Annotated in this window: 14 protein-coding genes; 11 read left to right on the forward strand and 3 right to left on the reverse strand. The window is 45.8% G+C overall.

What is annotated here, in order from left to right; genetic code table 11:
- The first annotated feature begins 217 nt into the window (after window positions 1-217).
- Window positions 218-1,099, forward strand: coding sequence for a Spy/CpxP family protein refolding chaperone (locus MHN00_RS03815; protein WP_239300306.1), 882 nt, complete (start codon window positions 218-220; stop codon window positions 1,097-1,099).
- A 54-nt stretch (window positions 1,100-1,153) separates the two neighbouring features.
- Here the strand turns inward: MHN00_RS03815 and MHN00_RS03820 are convergent, their stop codons facing one another.
- Window positions 1,154-2,407 carry a flagellar assembly protein T N-terminal domain-containing protein gene (locus MHN00_RS03820; protein WP_239300308.1) on the reverse strand — a complete coding sequence of 418 codons (1,254 nt, stop codon included), beginning with the start codon at window positions 2,405-2,407 and terminating at the stop codon, window positions 1,154-1,156.
- Window positions 2,408-2,412: 5 nt separating this feature from the next.
- Entirely contained in the window at window positions 2,413-3,162 is a 750-nt protein-coding gene (locus MHN00_RS03825; RefSeq protein ID WP_239300310.1) for a flagellar basal body L-ring protein FlgH, read from the reverse strand.
- A gap of 161 nt (window positions 3,163-3,323) precedes the next feature.
- On the opposite strand from MHN00_RS03825, the gene MHN00_RS03830 reads away from it, so the two are divergent.
- Window positions 3,324-4,280 carry a hypothetical protein gene (locus MHN00_RS03830; RefSeq protein ID WP_239300312.1) on the forward strand — a complete coding sequence of 319 codons (957 nt, stop codon included), beginning with the start codon at window positions 3,324-3,326 and terminating at the stop codon, window positions 4,278-4,280.
- Window positions 4,281-4,333: 53 nt separating this feature from the next.
- Here the strand turns inward: MHN00_RS03830 and MHN00_RS03835 are convergent, their stop codons facing one another.
- A complete protein-coding gene (locus MHN00_RS03835) occupies window positions 4,334-4,744 on the reverse strand; it encodes a methylglyoxal synthase (RefSeq protein WP_014948054.1) in 411 nt (136 codons plus the stop codon).
- 613 nt (window positions 4,745-5,357) lie between these two features.
- On the opposite strand from MHN00_RS03835, the gene argC reads away from it, so the two are divergent.
- From argC to MHN00_RS03880, 9 genes are all read left to right on the forward strand, one after another.
- The gene (argC, locus tag MHN00_RS03840; protein ID WP_239300314.1) at window positions 5,358-6,371 is read left to right on the forward strand and encodes an N-acetyl-gamma-glutamyl-phosphate reductase; all 1,014 of its coding nucleotides are present in this window, start codon (window positions 5,358-5,360) and stop codon (window positions 6,369-6,371) included.
- Window positions 6,368-7,213 (forward strand): acetylglutamate kinase, encoded by an 846-nt coding sequence (gene argB, locus MHN00_RS03845; protein ID WP_156077816.1) that lies wholly within the window; start codon window positions 6,368-6,370, stop codon window positions 7,211-7,213. Before argC ends, argB begins: the two co-directional genes overlap by 4 nt.
- A complete protein-coding gene (locus tag MHN00_RS03850; protein ID WP_239300316.1) occupies window positions 7,210-8,121 on the forward strand; it encodes an ornithine carbamoyltransferase in 912 nt (303 codons plus the stop codon). Before argB ends, MHN00_RS03850 begins: the two co-directional genes overlap by 4 nt.
- Window positions 8,122-8,158: 37 nt before the next feature.
- Entirely contained in the window at window positions 8,159-9,370 is a 1,212-nt protein-coding gene (locus tag MHN00_RS03855; RefSeq protein WP_101563371.1) for an argininosuccinate synthase, read from the forward strand.
- Between the two features lie 53 nt (window positions 9,371-9,423).
- On the forward strand, window positions 9,424-10,806 hold the full coding sequence (gene argH, locus MHN00_RS03860) for an argininosuccinate lyase (RefSeq protein WP_014948049.1): 1,383 nt from the start codon (window positions 9,424-9,426) through the stop codon (window positions 10,804-10,806).
- 18 nt (window positions 10,807-10,824) lie between these two features.
- Complete coding sequence (argA, locus tag MHN00_RS03865) at window positions 10,825-12,135, forward strand: amino-acid N-acetyltransferase (RefSeq protein WP_075177760.1); 1,311 nt, start codon at window positions 10,825-10,827, stop codon at window positions 12,133-12,135.
- Between the two features lie 218 nt (window positions 12,136-12,353).
- Window positions 12,354-14,591 (forward strand): EAL domain-containing protein, encoded by a 2,238-nt coding sequence (locus MHN00_RS03870; protein ID WP_239300318.1) that lies wholly within the window; start codon window positions 12,354-12,356, stop codon window positions 14,589-14,591.
- A gap of 144 nt (window positions 14,592-14,735) precedes the next feature.
- A complete protein-coding gene (locus MHN00_RS03875; protein ID WP_014948047.1) occupies window positions 14,736-15,590 on the forward strand; it encodes an alpha/beta fold hydrolase in 855 nt (284 codons plus the stop codon).
- 210 nt (window positions 15,591-15,800) lie between these two features.
- The gene (locus MHN00_RS03880; protein ID WP_239300320.1) at window positions 15,801-16,379 is read left to right on the forward strand and encodes a TetR family transcriptional regulator; all 579 of its coding nucleotides are present in this window, start codon (window positions 15,801-15,803) and stop codon (window positions 16,377-16,379) included.
- Window positions 16,380-16,389: the final 10 nt, after the last annotated feature.

Raw genomic sequence — 16,389 nt, forward strand, 5'->3', positions numbered from 1 at the left:
ATTCATGAAAGTGCCTGTAATTTTTATAAACTTCAACCTGCGCTTGTGGTGAGTCTTGTCTAAATTAAACGAAAAACACTGACAAACGCATACTATATCTTTTCAGACCTTTACAATTACAAAACGGCATCACCTTTACAGAAGCTTTACAGTGTGTTGACTGCTTTTTGTATTTATCACGCTAGGATTAACGTGTCCGAACAAAAAGGAGACGACAATGAAAAAGTTATTAATTGCTAGTGCAACTGTAGCGGCGATTAGCTTAGGTGGACTTGCGTTGGCTCAGCCAGCAGGCCCTGGTATGCGTCACCACGAACCGGTTAAAGAAATTGTTAAACACCTTCGCGGTTTAAGCTTAAGCGACGCACAACGCGAAGAGATAAAAACACTCATAAGCGCATTTAAAGACGCTAACCCTCGACCTGAAAATCACGATAGTGAGAAGCCAAGTTTCGATTTTGAAACTGCTTCTGAGGCACAAATCAGCACCTTTATACAAACTCAACTTGAAGAGCGTGAGTCGAAACACTTTGCGCTTGCGCAACTACGCCACAATATTTTTAACGTGCTAAGTGAAGAGCAGCATGCGAAAGTCTTGGCACGCGAAGAAAGTAGAGATCAAAAAAGAGCGGCGAGAGGCGATAAGCGACGCAACGCGTCTGACGAGCAAAAGTCACAATTTGCAAAACGTATGGATGATGAAGGCAAAGGCAAAAAATTCCGTGCTCACGGTAAAGGTGAAAGAGGCGACAGAGATCACCAGCGGGATGGCACGCCGTTTAAAGGCATTGACCTGACCGATGATCAGCTGGCAAATCTTGCTGAACTTCGTGAATCATTCAAGGATACATCCAAAGCCAATAGAGAAACGTTGCGAAGCTTCAAGGAAGCCCAGCGCGATCTGATTAGAAGCTCGTCTTTCTCACAAGACTCTTGGAACGCTCTTGTTGCCCAGTACAAAGACGACCTTGTCAGTGCTGGTGTTGAAAAGGCCAAACAGCGCCAGGCCATGTTTGCAGTACTAACGCCTGAACAGCAAGCTGAGTTAAAAGCGCAGCGCGAAGAAGGTCGAAAGCTACGTGACTTACTGCGTTCTTAGTATTCAGTAACACCCTAACCCACCGTAAAAAGTGCTGGCCTTGGCCAGCCTTTTTTATGGCTGGCTTCCAACCTGCTGACTTTCTTTTAAACTACGTTTCGCCGAGAGAGTTAACGGCGTGACAAAGTCACCAATATGTACGCTATCACTACCTGACTCCGCTTTAAGCAAGCTGACGTCATCAGAAACTTCGTACACCTGCAAAGTCAAAGTCTTCGTTGAAAACAGTCCCGGCTTTCTTGATAAGCCCAACGCAGGCAGCGCCCGTTGCTTAACCAATGAAAACTCATCGCCCACGGCTAACCCACTATTTTTACCCAGATCTATAGCAATGTAGTCAGGCGAGATATCAATGACCTGCGCATAAGTCGTTTCGCACTGAAGTGCCGCGTGAATGTCAGTAATAGCAGCGTGTACCGTATTGAGGACCATGCGCCCAAAATCACTGCGCCACAACAAGCTGTTGCTCATATCCACCGAATAATGTTGAGAAAAGGGCCAATCGGCCTCGCTGTGATAGCTATCATTAAAAATCACCTTGGCTTTGAAAGTGTCGAGCACGTAAACCTGAACGGTAAAATTCCGGCGAAGCGCGACACCATCAGTTTCAAATACCGAGGTAGCCTGCGACACCTGTTCGAAAAGAGAAATGTCCTTTACAAACCCGAATACCACGAACTGCTGCCCATATTCACTTCGCAGAAAAGTCGACATAGCCGTTAAATCAATGTCTGACAGACTGGAGGTTAACCAGGTGTTAGCGTTAATAAGAGAAACAGGAATCTGGCTTACATCTCCACTTTGATAAAGACCGTTGAGTTGCTGAGCAAATCGTTGAGACACGTGGCTGCCAAATGAATAGAGCATGCCAGTCGCGGCCTGTTGAGGCGATGTTAAAGGAAATTCGGTCACTAAAATGCGATGGGCAAGTCCGTTGTTAGTGCAATTGAACAGAGGCGTAATGTTTACATTCACCACCACAGTAAGCGCGTCGTCTTTGAGTGTTTCGCTTATGATCTCTACTCTTTGAACTCTGCCCTGAGAACGAATTTCGGCTTTGCTGGAAAGGAGTAGCCCGTCTACCGTGATATCCTGCGCGGAAATGGTACTGCCACTGCGAAAAGCCGCGTCAGCAATGGCATTTTGTATGGCGCTGGTTCTCACGTCGCTAAGTTCTGCGCCAGCGAGTGCCATTGTAGCTTCACCCTGTACCCATTGAGCCCATGCGTGCTGAGTAACCAAAGAAGGAAGTAGTACCAGCAAAGCAGTAAGACTGATGCGTAAGCTTGGCAAAATAGTGCCTTTCATCGCGCTTATCCAAATATTGAAAACAGCTTGCCAATCACCGTTCGCTGCTGATTATCTTGCAGCTCACCCGTACCGCTATACTCAATTAACGCGTTGCCGACTTTTGAAGACAATACGGTATTACTTTCATCCACATCTTTTTTTCTGACCTCTCCTGAAAAGCGAATGTATTCTTTTCCTCTGTTCATCGTTATCCACTTTTCACCCGTTACCAGTAAATTCCCTGCCGGCGTTATTCCCGTAACATACACGGTAATGCTGCCACTCATCGAATTTGACTGCTTAGTTTTAGCAGAGCTGGCGAACTCACTGTCCTGTTCGTGCTCCACCTCAACGTCATCTTCGTCAATTCGAATTCCCCCCACTTTTAGTGTGACGGGAGACAAATCAAAGGATGTGTTTTTATCTGTATTAAAATCGAGCGACTTCTCCGACTGCGTCTGTTCTTCAAGCTTAACTAGAATCATATCACCCACTTTGAAGCTTGCGTGGCGTTCATAAAGCCCTACAGAGTGCTCAGGATTAAATAGTGACCCTGTGGGTACACGCAAGGTAGACGTTGGCTCCATCCTAGGGGGTGAGTAGCGTGGATCACCGGGCGACGGCTCTTCCTCAACAGGCTTCACAGCGCGTTGCGACACATTTGGGTTGGTAGGGCTACTTTGAACAACCTGTTCTTCGTCAGTGAGTGTTTGGGCACAACCACCAAGTGTAAAGATTGCGATTAGTGTGTGTATATGGCATCGAACTTTCATGACATTGCTCAGTATTAGTTTTTATGCAGTGTGTAAATTAAGTGCCATCCATGACCTAACAGGAGCAAGTGTAAACGAACAAATTAAAAGAAATCTCGTTCACTTGACTTATTTGCAAAACCTTTACAAATCAAATATATGCCTGCGGGTAAGGGGATGTTATGGCCTTAGAAAACACAACAACTAACACTGCTGAAAATGGCGTCAGCGCACTACTTTCAAAATTTGGTTTACATACTGCTGACATTGAAAATAAATCGGAAAATTCAACAGAAGTAGCCAATGAAGCGGCAACCAGCGGCCAGTCTTTGCCGTCTTTGTTCGCATCGTTACTCGCAATAGAGAATCAACCGAATGAAGCTGATGCAATCGACAGCAAAATATCAGGCGAAGCTAATCTCTCAACACAATCTAATATACTTACCGGCACAGCCAGCGATGTTCAAGGCGCATTATCTTTGCTTTCTGGTACGAGTAGCGTCAATGGGGTTTTATCAGATGATGCAATTGCCACCATGCAAGGCACGCTGTTAAATGCATTGCAAAACAATGTATTTCAATCACTAGTTACCAACAATGATACGTCCGTAAATGCTACTACTAGCGTTCTGGGAAGTGGTGATAGCAACACGGCTGCCAATAATCAAAGTGATACTACTCCAACACTTTTCGATAATTTGTATTCCGGCGCTTTCGGAGACGATGGGCTTGATCTTAAAGACGGATTTGATGCGTTAAACATTGCAAATCACCTACCCATAGTTTCGGATATTTATGAAGCAACCACGTCAAATCACACGGCCGCGGCAGCAAGCTTGGCGGGAAGTTTTTTATATGGCGGAATTGGCGGCTTAATGTATAACGCTATCGATTTGACCGTAGAGAATGTGACAGGTCAAAGTATTTCAAACAATATGTGGTCGATGGGGCAGTCTTTACTCGCGTCAGTTTTTAGCAATCCAAGCATCGACAGTAAGGTAAGTGCTAACATTTCAGGTGCGCCACAAACGCAGGCGAGTGATGCCACCGCATCTATTCAGACTGATGATATAACCGCCGGAATAACCAACAAGGCAGCAGATGCTGCCTACCAGTTCGTTCAACGAGGTTTCAATTAATCAAAAGACCAGCTTCTGCCCACCAAACTACAAGGCCGTTGATTTAACCAATCTTAAAAATTCGGTTTAACTGGCTTGTAGTCGGGTGACAGAAAAAGCGGCGACGTTATTACTAGGTCAGCTGTGGCGGGTGTGCAGGCGACTGGCACATTCCATACCGAACACAGTCGTAGCAGCGCTTTAACATCAGGGTCGTGAGGCGCCGGATTTAGCGGATCCCAGAAAAAGAAAAGTGCATCTAGCTTATTCTCAGCGATGAGTGCTCCTATCTGCTGGTCGCCCCCAAGCGGGCCACTTTTGTAGCGCGTAACTTCTAGCCCCGTTTCATTGGCAATTAAACCGCCTGTTGTGCCTGTTCCCACTAAATTACACTGTTTGAGCACATCAATGTGCTGCTTAACCCAAGCAAGTAGCTCAGGCTTTTTATGATCGTGCGCAACAAGCGCCAAGGTAAGTTTGCCCATTTTATTTTCCGAGTTAATCCTAACAATCAATACTCACGGCCACTGTCGACATACGGTAACAATTTACCAGCTTTGCATGGTTAGACACTGTAACTAGTCATATCACGCATTAATGATGAACGACGTGCATTACTGGTAAACATTTCCACTCAACCATGCCATACAGTGAGTATAAATATTCAGTTCTATTGCGTAACTTGTCAACTTACTGTCACAACTATAAATATATTATTAGTTATATTTTTTGTGGCGTAGTCGCCGCAACCACCTAATAAAATATTTATACATTTTTATTGCATAAACATTCAGATTAGATACACTAGTCGACGGTTAAAGCATCCAACTCATAATTTTGAGTTGCGACTTGATAGGAATTGATGATGACACAACCAACTCGCGTTGTTGGTTCAACCACTGGCAACGATAAAGAGTTTACCTCTCCCCTGGCTGGCTACACGATGCATAGCGTACGACGATGCGTGCGCCTTTCTATGCTTTTGCGGTAGCACACTTTTTACCTTTGTAATGTGGTAGCGGTTAGGCAAGGATTTACGCCCAACCAGTTTACAAAGGTAAAAAGTGTTTTTTTTCTCCTTTTATTGAATTTTTAATTATGTACAGCGTTTCGATTATTGGTGCCAGTGGTTACACAGGGGCACAACTTGTTCAGTTAGTTATTCAGCACCCTAAACTTGCATTAGCGGGGACTTACGTATCTGAGAATAGTAGCGATGCGAGTAAAAATATTGCAGAGCTTCACGGCAACTTGGCTCACGTTAATGCCACACTGACGCCTATTTCGGATGCGGCATTAAAAGAAATGGCTGACGGTGTCGATTTTATCTTTCTTGCCACTCCTCACGAGGCGAGCCACGACTGGATGCCTGTCCTATCTTCGGGCAGCGCCAAAGTGCTCGATTTGTCGGGTGCATTCAGGCTAAAAGACACGAATGTCTTCGAACAGTTCTACGGCTTTCCACATACGCAAGAGCAAAGCTTGGCTCAAGCTGTTTACGGCCTTGCCGAGTGGCACGAAGCGCAAATTGCCTCTGCCGACGTTATCGCTGTGCCGGGTTGCTATCCCACTGCGAGCCTTAGTGCACTTAAACCTCTTGCTCACAACAATTTACTAGATGAAAGCGTACGCCCTGTAATTAACGCTGTTTCCGGCGTATCGGGTGCAGGCAGGAAAGCCAGCCTAACCACAAGCTTTTTTGAAGTTAGCCTGCAGGCATATGGCGTGCTAGGTCACCGCCATACCCCTGAAATTGAAGCTTACTTGGGTACCCCCGTTATCTTTACGCCGCACTTAGGTAATTTTAAAAGAGGAATTTTGGCGACCGTAACCGTTAAGGTTAAAGCTGGTACCACCAGCGCACAACTTGAACAAGCGTACACTGACGCCTATGCTGATAAACCCATTGTGCGTTTGCGCAAGAGTTTTCCAAAAATTGATGACGTTGCTCATACCCCATTTATTGATCTGCATTGGAAGTTAGATGAAGCATCTGGATACGCAGTGATTACCGCTGCAATCGACAACGTAATGAAAGGTGCTGCCTCTCAGGCAATACAGTGCCTTAACATAATGACGAAACAACCAGTAGAGACAGGGTTAGTACTATGAGTGTTTCACCAATTGTAATTAAAGTTGGCGGTGCATTACTCGACGACACCGCCGCAATGACACGTTTATTTCTAAGCGTAAAAGACGTGCAGGCCACACGCCCCGTTGTAGTGGTTCACGGAGGCGGACCATTAGTGGAAACGCTAATGGCGAGTCTTGGTCTTCAAAGCACAAAAATAGATGGCCTTCGGGTTACGCCCGATGAACATATGCCTTATATCTGCGGAGCGCTTGCAGGCTCTGCCAATAAGCAACTATGCGCAGCGGCTTTGGCTTCAGGCTTAACCCCTGTTGGTTTATCGTTGTTAGACGGTAATATGGTGGTGTGTGAGCCTCTAGCTGACCAGTATGGTGCCGTGGGCGTGCCGTCGACAGCAGACGCATCATTTCTAAAAAGCGTATTAGCCCAGTCAACACTACCGGTTATCAGTTCTATTGGTTCAAGCCCACAAGGCAGATTACTAAATGTAAACGCCGACCAAGCCGCAACGGTTATTGCCGAGCTTCTTAACGCTGAACTTTTACTCCTTTCCAATGTAGACGGTGTGCTTGATGGTGACAAATTGCTAATTAGCGAACTTAACGCTGCAAGCATATTGAAGTACGCAGATGAAGGCGTTATCACCGACGGGATGAAAGTAAAAGTGGATGCGGCACTCGCGTCTGCAGAGAATTTAGGCCGCGCAGTTTACATCGCGAGTTGGGCCGCCGACATCAACGACATTTTAAATAAGAAAACGGGCACGCAAATACTGCCCTCAGCCCTGACAAATACACCGTCAAAAAACGCTGATTTACCCCACACCGACTTTACAAAAGGCAATGCCGGAGAAGTACAATGAAACAGGACCTACTAACCTTTGCAGGCTGGACACCCGACGCAATGAAAAACTTGCTGCAATTGGCTGTAGAAATTAAACAAGCCCCAGCAAGTTACAGCAACGTGCTAGCGGGGAAGTCAATTGTTGCCCTGTTTGAAAAGCCGTCTTTGCGAACCCGCGTTAGCTTCGATATTGGTATCAACAAGCTTGGCGGCCACATGGTGTATTTAGATGTGCAGTCGGGCAAATTAGCAGGCCGTGAAGACGCAGTAGACACCGCCGCTAACCTTGCGTGTTGGGCTGACGCCATTGTTGCTCGCGTATTTTCTCACGAGACGCTAGAAACCTTTTCTAAGGCGGCAAACGTGCCGGTTATCAATGCGCTGTGCGATAAGTACCACCCATGCCAAGGCCTTGCCGACTACCTCACAATGTTTGAACGCTTCGGCAAAACCGAAGGTCTTACCATGGCCTATGTAGGCGACGGCAACAATGTAACCCATTCTCTGTTAATTGTTGGGGCGCTTCTAGGTTGCAACCAAGTTGTAGTCACGCCAGAGGGGCACGAAGCGGCACCTGAAATTGTGGCGCAAGCCAAAGCGATTGCCGAGAAAACGGGTGTATCGATTGTTGAAAGCACTGAGCTTAGTGCTGCTAACGGCGCAGACGTTATCTATGCAGATACATGGCTTTCAATGGGTGACGAGACGCCACTTGAAGTGATCAAAGAAAAGTTCATGCCTTATCAGGTGAACGAAGCGTTGATGGAAGCAACCGGTGCTAGCTACGTTATGCACTGCCAACCTGCCCATCGCGATTTAGAAATTACGGGCTCGTTGATTGATAGCGATAAATCGCTATTAATGCAGCAAGCCGAAAATAGAATGCATGGCCAAAACGCCATTCTTACTCAATTACTTAACGCTTAAAAAGACGCCTAAAAAGACGCTTAGAAGGATTATTTAGATGCAAAACGTTAAAAAAATCGTGCTGGCCTATTCAGGCGGGCTTGATACATCAGCCATCATTCCATGGCTTAAAGAAAACTATGGCTGTGAAGTTGTCGCATTTGCAGCAGATGTGGGTCAAGGTGATGAAGAACTAGAAGGGCTTCATGAAAAAGCTATCGCATCTGGCGCAAGCGAATGCCACATTGTTGATTTGAAAGAAGAGTTCGTAAGCGAATATATCTTCCCAACTATTACTACCGGTGCGGTTTACGAAGGTGAATATCTACTGGGTACGTCAATGGCACGTCCGGTTATCGCCAAAGCGCAAGTTGAGATTGCGCGCAAAGTAGGTGCCGACGCACTATGCCACGGCTGTACGGGTAAAGGTAACGACCAGGTACGCTTTGAAAGTACCTTTGCTGCTCTAGCCCCAGACCTTACGGTAATCGCGCCATGGCGTGAGTGGGACATGGTAAGCCGTGAAGACTTATTGGCTTATCTAGCAGAGCGCAATATTCCAACCACGGCGTCAGCAACAAAAATTTACAGCCGCGATGCAAACGCATGGCACATTTCACACGAAGGTGGCGAGCTTGAAGATCCATGGCAAGAGCCTACCAAGCAAGTGTGGACCATGACCGTTGACCCTGAAGATGCACCAGACACACCTGAGCGCGTAACCCTGTCGTTCAACGAAGGTAAACTGACCCACGTTGATGGTGAGGCACTCTCGCCATATCAAGCGCTAGTGAAACTTAATACTGTTGCTGCGGCACATGGTGTTGGACGTATCGACATTGTAGAAAACCGCCTTGTAGGTATGAAGTCTCGTGGCTGTTATGAAACGCCAGGAGGCACCGTACTGCTTAAAGCGTATAAAGCCCTAGAAACTATGGTGCTAGATAAAGCTGCGCTTAAATACCGTGAGCAAATTGGCCTTGAGTTCTCACACGTGATGTACGACGGCCGTTGGTTCACCGCCCTTAACGATGCGCTATTAGCTGGTGCAGCTTCTTTTGCGAAGAAAGTAACAGGCGATATCGTGGTTAAGCTATACAAAGGCCAAGCTACAGTTACCCAGCGTCAATCGCCGAACAGCCTTTACTCTGAAGACTTTGCCACCTTTGGTGCTGACGATGTTTACGACCAGAAGCACGCTGAAGGCTTTATCCGCCTGTTCAGCCTTTCAAGTCGTATCGAAGCACTGAAAAAACAAGGTGAACAGTAAGCTTTACCTACAAAAGTAAAGCTTAAGTCAGAACAGCATTTAAGGAGCATCACATGGCGTTGTGGGGTGGCCGGTTTGAATCCGGTGCAAGTAGTATGTTTAAACAGGTTAACGACTCGCTGCCGTTTGACCAAGTTATGGCAAGCCAAGATATTCAAGGCTCTATCAGTTGGTCGCGTGCGCTGCAAAAAGCGGGTGTATTGACCGTTGACGAACAAGCCCAGCTTGAGTCCGCACTGAGCGAGTTAAAAGCGAAAGCTGATGCAGGTGAACTAGACTTTAACGCATCTAGCGAAGAAGACATTCACAGCTTTGTTGAAGCTGCGCTTATAGAGAAGCTTGGTGACATTGGCCGTAAGCTTCATACCGGGCGTAGCCGAAACGATCAGGTTGCCACCGACTTTCGTCTGTGGGTACGTGAACATATTGCCTCACTTCGCGCTGATGTTTTAGGTGTAATAAAGTCGCTTCTTAATGCCGCCAGCCGTCATCAAGAAGCGATCATCCCAGGTTACACCCACTTACAGCGTGCACAGCCTATTCACTTTGCACACTGGTGCTTAGCTTACGTTGAAATGCTAAAGCGTGACTTAAGTCGTTTAGACGACTTGAAAGTCCGCATGAATCAGTGCCCCTTAGGGTCTGGCGCATTGGCAGGTACTACTTTCCCTGTAGACCGTCATGCCATTGCTGAAGAACTGGGCTTTGACTCTCCATGCCTTAACAGCCTAGACGCTGTGTCGGACAGAGACTTTGTGCTAGAGCTTTTATTTGTAGCCAGCACTAGCATGATGCACCTGTCACGTCTTGCCGAAGACATGATTTTCTATAACTCTGGCGAAGCAGGATTCTTACAGCTTGGCGATAGCGTAACCTCTGGCTCATCGCTTATGCCGCAGAAGAAAAACCCAGATGCGCTTGAACTAATGCGCGGTAAATGCGGCCGTGTGTTTGGCTCTTTGCAGGCACTATTGGTTACCATGAAAGGCCTTCCTCTTGCGTACAACAAAGACATGCAAGAAGACAAAGAAGGCGCTATCGACACCGTGAACCAGTGGCATATTTGTTTATGTATTGCCAGCGAAGTGCTTGATTCACTGCAGTTAAACGAAGAGCGCTGCCGCGTTGCGGCAACCCAAGGGTTCTCTAACGCCACTGAGCTTGCCGATTATCTGGTAGGTAAAGGTGTACCGTTTAGAACAGGCCATGATATTGCAGGACGCGTTGTGCTTCAGGCCATCGACAAAGGCTGTGCCATTGAAGATTTACCACTCAGCGACATGCAGGCTATTTGCGATAAAATTGAAGACGACGTATACCCGGTACTACAGCTAGAGTACGGCGTGAATCAACGCAATATCTTGGGCGGCACCAGCAAAGAAACCGTGACGAAAGCACTGTATCAAGAGCTGGAAGACTTGGATAAGCAAGGGTAGCGACAAGGAACTGCTTAGATGGTATTAGCGCATCATGACGGCATAAAACTGTTTCGCAGTTCACTGCCCTATATTAATGCTCACCAGGGAAAGACCTTCGTTTTGATGTTCGGTGGCGAAGCCATCGAACATCCTAATTTCCCTAATATTATTCACGACATTGCCCTACTTAACAGCTTAGGCGTGCGCGTGGTCGTAGTGCACGGTGCCCGCCCACAGATTGATCAGCGCGTTGCCCTTCGCAACATCGAAGGTCGCTTTGAAAGCGGTGTACGCATTACCGACAAACAAACCCTTGAGTGCGTTAAAGATGCCGCCGGCTCGGTACGCTCTCAGGTAGAAGCCTTATTGACTATGGGGCTACCAAACTCACCTATGCACGGATCGCAAATACGCGTGTGCTCGGGCAACTTGGTCGTTGCCAAGCCAATGGGCGTGCGAGGCGGCGTTGATTTTGAAAACACTGGTTTAGTGCGTCGTATTGATACGACCGGCATTAACGACCACTTAAACGATGGCTCAATTGTGCTGCTATCGCCTATGGGCTATTCATCAACAGGAGAAGTGTTTAATTTATCTCACGAAGATGTAGCTACGCAGGCGGCTATAGCCCTTAAAGCTGACAAACTTATCGTATTTTCGAATTTTGATGGTGTATACAACCGCGAAGGTCGTTTACTTCGCACCATTGAACGCCCTCAATTAGAACAGCTTATCATGGCAGGCGACATTACCACCGAAGATACGGTGTTAAGTGCCCTTACCACCAGCGTTGCTGCAGGTGTTCCCCGTGCCCACTGCATCAGCTTTGAAAAGGACGGTGCCTTGCTTCAAGAGCTGTTCACTCGCGACGGTACGGGCTCGCTAGTAATGGAACATCATTATGAACAACTGCGTGCAGCGACCATCGAAGATGTGGGCGGTATCTTAAAGCTGATAAAACCACTAGAAGAAAGCGGCGTATTGGTAAAGCGTTCTCGTGAGCGTCTAGAGAACGAAATTAACCAGTTTATAGTGATAGTGCGCGACGGCATGATCATCGCCTGTGCAGCCTTGTATTTATACCCTGAAGACGGCTGTGCCGAGTTAGCCTGCGTGGCAACCCATCAAGACTATCGAGGCAAAAACCGTGGCGAACGGATTTTAGATGAAGTGCGCGCCCGTGCTAAAGAAGCCGGTATTAACAGCATTTTTGTACTGACCACAGTTACCGCACACTGGTTTTTAGAGCAAGGGTTTGAACCTGCTGACATAAGTGCGCTACCTGCCGTGAAGAAAGAGCTGTATAACTTCCAGCGTAACTCTAAAGTATTCACTTTATCGGTATAAGGCCCTACGCACTAAGCTCAATCAATTTAGACGTTTCCTTATTGTTAATTAGTAAGGAAACTTCCCTCTCCTTTTTATATCATATTGAATATATTAGCGTTATGACTATGTTTATTGCTACCACTCACATTAGCAAAGGGTTATATTAAACCATTCACTCCGGTGAATTATTTGCAACACTCTAGTATTGAACTTATTTAAACGTCAGCGGTTTACTAGTGATTTCTCGAACAATAAGAATTTTAAAACACTATCTTTTACTTGATGAAGATAACCTAAGAACCACCGATGCTGACGTGTGGCGCCTCAGTGTGCTGCGCACTATTCTGCTCATTGGCGTTGTCCTTACCTCGGCCATCGTGGCGCACTCTTCATATACTGCGTATGTACAGGAACTTTATTATGTTATGTACTTAACGCTGGGCTTCACTGCCTTTCTCTTCGCCACACTTTCGATAGGCTTGAAGCATATAAAGATCGCTTCTGCGTGCTTAGTTTTAGCGGTAGTTGGAGCTTCCCTGTGCATACTCTTCTTCACAATAGACTTAGAATCGGCGCGTTATGGCTTACTTTTGCTGTTTACGCTGCCTATTATTGTTCGAGTTTTGTATGGGGTGAAAGCATCCATTGCGACCATGCTATTCAATCTCATTCCGTATTATTTACTGCTGAACAATACGCAAGTATCTCCTTTGTTCGGCATTGATATTACATTGCCGGATACCCACACGTATTTAGCATCGTTAATTTTCCTGTTTTTCAATTTCTGCATTCCAATGGCTGTACTGCGGGTCATGTCGTCATTAGAAAAACAGTCTGAGCACAATTTATTACAAAGCAAAAAGCTTAATAAACTTGTTAGCCGTTATCAGGAAATTTTTAACAATGGTGGTACACCGTCTTTCTTTTGTGACGAACAAGGGCGCATAATTCAGGCTAACAAGGCTGCAAGAGCGCTAGTCAAAAAGTACCGGCCAGAGAGTGAATATATTCAAGATCTCTTCTCTTTATCTCACCCCATTACAAAGGGCGTAAACCAACACGCTTCCATTTTTAACGCACCCGAACGAGAATTTAAGCTTCAACCTGCTAGCCTTGAGCATCACAAAAAACAACTTATCCACTGCCATGACATATCCGCCAATAAAAAAAGCTTGATGGAGTTTGATGCATTCAAGAAGCAGCAGTATGAGAAGCACTATTTTAATGAACTAACGGGACTGAAAAACCATCACTTTTGGAAAATAGCGGAGTCGAGCGAGAGTATTTTAAATCGACATATTGTCCTGCTGAAACTGGCTAACCTCAGAGAAGTAAACCTGCAATACGGTTACAGTCAAGGTGATCAGCTGCTTTTAAGCGTAGCGTCACTTTTACAAAGCGAATTTACAAATGATGTCTCGGTATATCAATTCCCTGGCGCTAAATTCTTATTTACCGTAAAAGGCAAACATCTTTCAACACAAAGTATAGAACATTATCTTGAGCGTCGATTGCCCACCAGCATGGTTATCAACTCAGCGCGAGGCACTGTAGAACATATGCTGAAATGGCGAGCGGGGCATTATCATGCCAGTCGTGAAATTAGTTTAGATGCGGCCGCCGAGTGCTGCGCAATAGCGCTAAGCCAAAGCGATGAATTCGCGCCGTACATCTCATTTAGTATCAATACGGTGAAAACTATTCGAGAAAATACGCAACAAAAAGATAAGGTAAAGGCCCTTCTTGATAATGGGTGTCTTGCTTTGTATTTGCAGCCTCAGGTGTCGCTCCATGGCGTTACGGTGGGCTACGAAGTGCTGGCAAGATTGAAAGAGCCAAAGTCTGGTACCGTTCTTCAACCATTTCAGTTTCTGCCTTTGGTGGAAGAAAACAAATGGGAAGTACTGTTCACACAAAAAATTATCGATGGCACCTTGGCACTTTTAGACAAGTGGCCTAGCAACCTACCCAAGGTCCCCCTAGCGATTAACTTATCGGGGCCAGAATTACTTAGCGACCTCTTTTATGAAAAGCTATTACGTCGCTTCTCAGAGAGCCCTAAGCTTGGAGCACGCCTTAAATTAGAGCTAACAGAGACGTCTGTATTAGCCAGCCATTACGAGACTAAGCGACGCCTAACGTCGTTAGCCAATGTAGGAGCAACCATTATTATTGACGACTTCGGCACTGGTCACGCATCACTTTCCCAGCTTATTGATATGTCTGCTAGCGTTATAAAGGTAGATAGAGAGTTTGTAGAAAGGGTGGAAACGTCTGAACGACATCGCAAGATTGTTAAGATGACTCTAGACCTCGCTAAGAGTTTAGACATGCAGACCATTGCCGAAGGGGTAGAAACACAGGCACAGCTGCGTGTACTTAAAGACATGGGTTTCAATATTTTCCAAGGATATTTATTTGGAAAACCGGCTCCTATTGAGCATTGGGTTAAGACGGCAAAAGCACGCGCATAAAAACATGAAAATCGCGACTTGCGTTCAACATGTGTAATTATCAGAAATTGAAATAGTCGTACTATTGCAAATCTTAACAATCGGCGCTTTACTGGTATGACCAGAAGCGTAACGAAAACTAAGGTATGCCTTGTGAGCAAGACGATGACAAAGGACATTCAAGTAACCTGTGAAGATGGTACTCATCTAGCAGCTTCACTTTTCACTCCACATTCCCCCGCTAAAGCTGCAGTTATGATTGGCCCTGCAACGGGTATAAAACGGCAATTCTACAGCGCTTTTGCCGCCTATTTATGTGAACAAGGCTTTGGTGTTATCACCTTCGATAACAGAGGTATTGGCGGTTCGGTAAAAAGCAGCGTTAAAGAAAGCGATGCGTCGTTGGTAACATGGGGCGAGCAAGATATGCCAGCGGTGCTAGAGACATTGAAAATTCATTTCCCTAACGTCCCCTACTTTCTTGTTGGTCATAGTGCAGGTGGTCAGCTGCTGGGTTTGATGCATAATGTGCACGACCTTACTGCCTTTTGTAATTTTGGTAGCTCTTCGGGCAGTCTGAGAAACATGCGTAAAAGCTATTTGCTAAAAGCCCATTTCTTCATGAATTTCTACATTCCCGTGAGTAATTTACTGTTCGGCCATACTAAATCTCAGTGGGTCGGCATGGGAGAGCCACTACCTAAAAAAGTGGCCCGTCAGTGGCAAAAATGGTGTAACGGTAAAGGCTACGTAAAAACAGGCTTTGGCAGTGATGTTAACGAGCATCACTACGACACCATTCAGATACCTTCTAAATGGCTGCTCGCCAATGACGACGATATTGCTAATATTCATAACGTTCACGATATGATTAGCGTTTTCCCCAATATGGAAGCAGAAGTTGAGGAGCTAGATCCACAGGCCTACAACGTAAAAGAAATAGGTCACATGAAGTTTTTCTCCCGTAAATGTCAGCATTTATGGCCTAAGGTCACCAATTATTTTAATCAGTATGTGTGAGTCAACGTGTTGTTGCGGCATCGTGACAACGTGATTCTGTGTGCTAACAATACTTACTTAGAGAAAAGGTAAATACATCATTTGTCGTCTATAGTGTTGTTATAAAAGACCTGTTAACCAGCAGGTTAAACGTAAAACAAGAAGTATAACAACGTTATAAATCACTTTTCATACCGTTGTTGTATTGCGCAACATACAAATGATGACTAAATGAAAAAAGGTACGCGAGAAAAAATCTTAGATGCCGCTTCTGCGCTATTTCTAAAAGGCGGCACTAACGCACTGAGTGTTCGCGCCATCGCTAAAGGCGCCGGTATGTCCACAATTGGTATCTATAGTCACTTTAAAGGTAAGCAGGGTATTTTAGATGCGCTTTATATTGAAGGGTTTGAATTGATAGAGCGTGAAATATTGGCATCAGATGGCAATACTCCAGCAGAGAAAGTCATTAACGGCTGCGAGCGTATTTTAACGTTTTCAGAAGCCCATGCGGCTCACTACCAGCTTATTTTCTCTTCAAATTTAAAGGGTTATACGCCGTGTGATGACTCCGCTAAAGTAAGTGAAAAAGCTTTCAACACCTTCACTACACTCACCACGACGCTAATTAAAAAAGACCTTTCTACTGATGACAAACAGAACATGGCTATGCAGTTGTGGGCGCTAAGTCATGGTTATATCACTTTAAGTCAGCATAACATCAGCAACCGCCTAGCTGACAGTAACTGGAAAGATCGCGCACTTCAGGCCATTCGCTTGCACGTTTACGCCCTCGTCGCTACCCAGTAAAAAAGGGGTC

Source organism: Alteromonas sp. Cnat2-8, assembly GCF_022348355.1.
GTDB classification, from domain to species: Bacteria; Pseudomonadota; Gammaproteobacteria; order Enterobacterales; family Alteromonadaceae; genus Alteromonas; species Alteromonas macleodii.

What these genes read in the sequence shown, in the direction of transcription:
- MHN00_RS03815 (WP_239300306.1), top strand. Translation starts at nt 218, where the DNA reads ATGAAAAAGTTATTAATTGCTAGTGCAACTGTAGCGGCGATTAGCTTA.
- MHN00_RS03820 (WP_239300308.1), bottom strand. Translation starts at nt 2,407, where the DNA reads ATGAAAGGCACTATTTTGCCAAGCTTACGCATCAGTCTTACTGCTTTG.
- MHN00_RS03825 (WP_239300310.1), bottom strand. Translation starts at nt 3,162, where the DNA reads ATGAAAGTTCGATGCCATATACACACACTAATCGCAATCTTTACACTT.
- MHN00_RS03830 (WP_239300312.1), top strand. Translation starts at nt 3,324, where the DNA reads ATGGCCTTAGAAAACACAACAACTAACACTGCTGAAAATGGCGTCAGC.
- MHN00_RS03835 (WP_014948054.1), bottom strand. Translation starts at nt 4,744, where the DNA reads ATGGGCAAACTTACCTTGGCGCTTGTTGCGCACGATCATAAAAAGCCT.
- argC (WP_239300314.1), top strand. Translation starts at nt 5,358, where the DNA reads ATGTACAGCGTTTCGATTATTGGTGCCAGTGGTTACACAGGGGCACAA.
- argB (WP_156077816.1), top strand. Translation starts at nt 6,368, where the DNA reads ATGAGTGTTTCACCAATTGTAATTAAAGTTGGCGGTGCATTACTCGAC.
- MHN00_RS03850 (WP_239300316.1), top strand. Translation starts at nt 7,210, where the DNA reads ATGAAACAGGACCTACTAACCTTTGCAGGCTGGACACCCGACGCAATG.
- MHN00_RS03855 (WP_101563371.1), top strand. Translation starts at nt 8,159, where the DNA reads ATGCAAAACGTTAAAAAAATCGTGCTGGCCTATTCAGGCGGGCTTGAT.
- argH (WP_014948049.1), top strand. Translation starts at nt 9,424, where the DNA reads ATGGCGTTGTGGGGTGGCCGGTTTGAATCCGGTGCAAGTAGTATGTTT.
- argA (WP_075177760.1), top strand. Translation starts at nt 10,825, where the DNA reads ATGGTATTAGCGCATCATGACGGCATAAAACTGTTTCGCAGTTCACTG.
- MHN00_RS03875 (WP_014948047.1), top strand. Translation starts at nt 14,736, where the DNA reads ATGACAAAGGACATTCAAGTAACCTGTGAAGATGGTACTCATCTAGCA.
- MHN00_RS03880 (WP_239300320.1), top strand. Translation starts at nt 15,801, where the DNA reads ATGAAAAAAGGTACGCGAGAAAAAATCTTAGATGCCGCTTCTGCGCTA.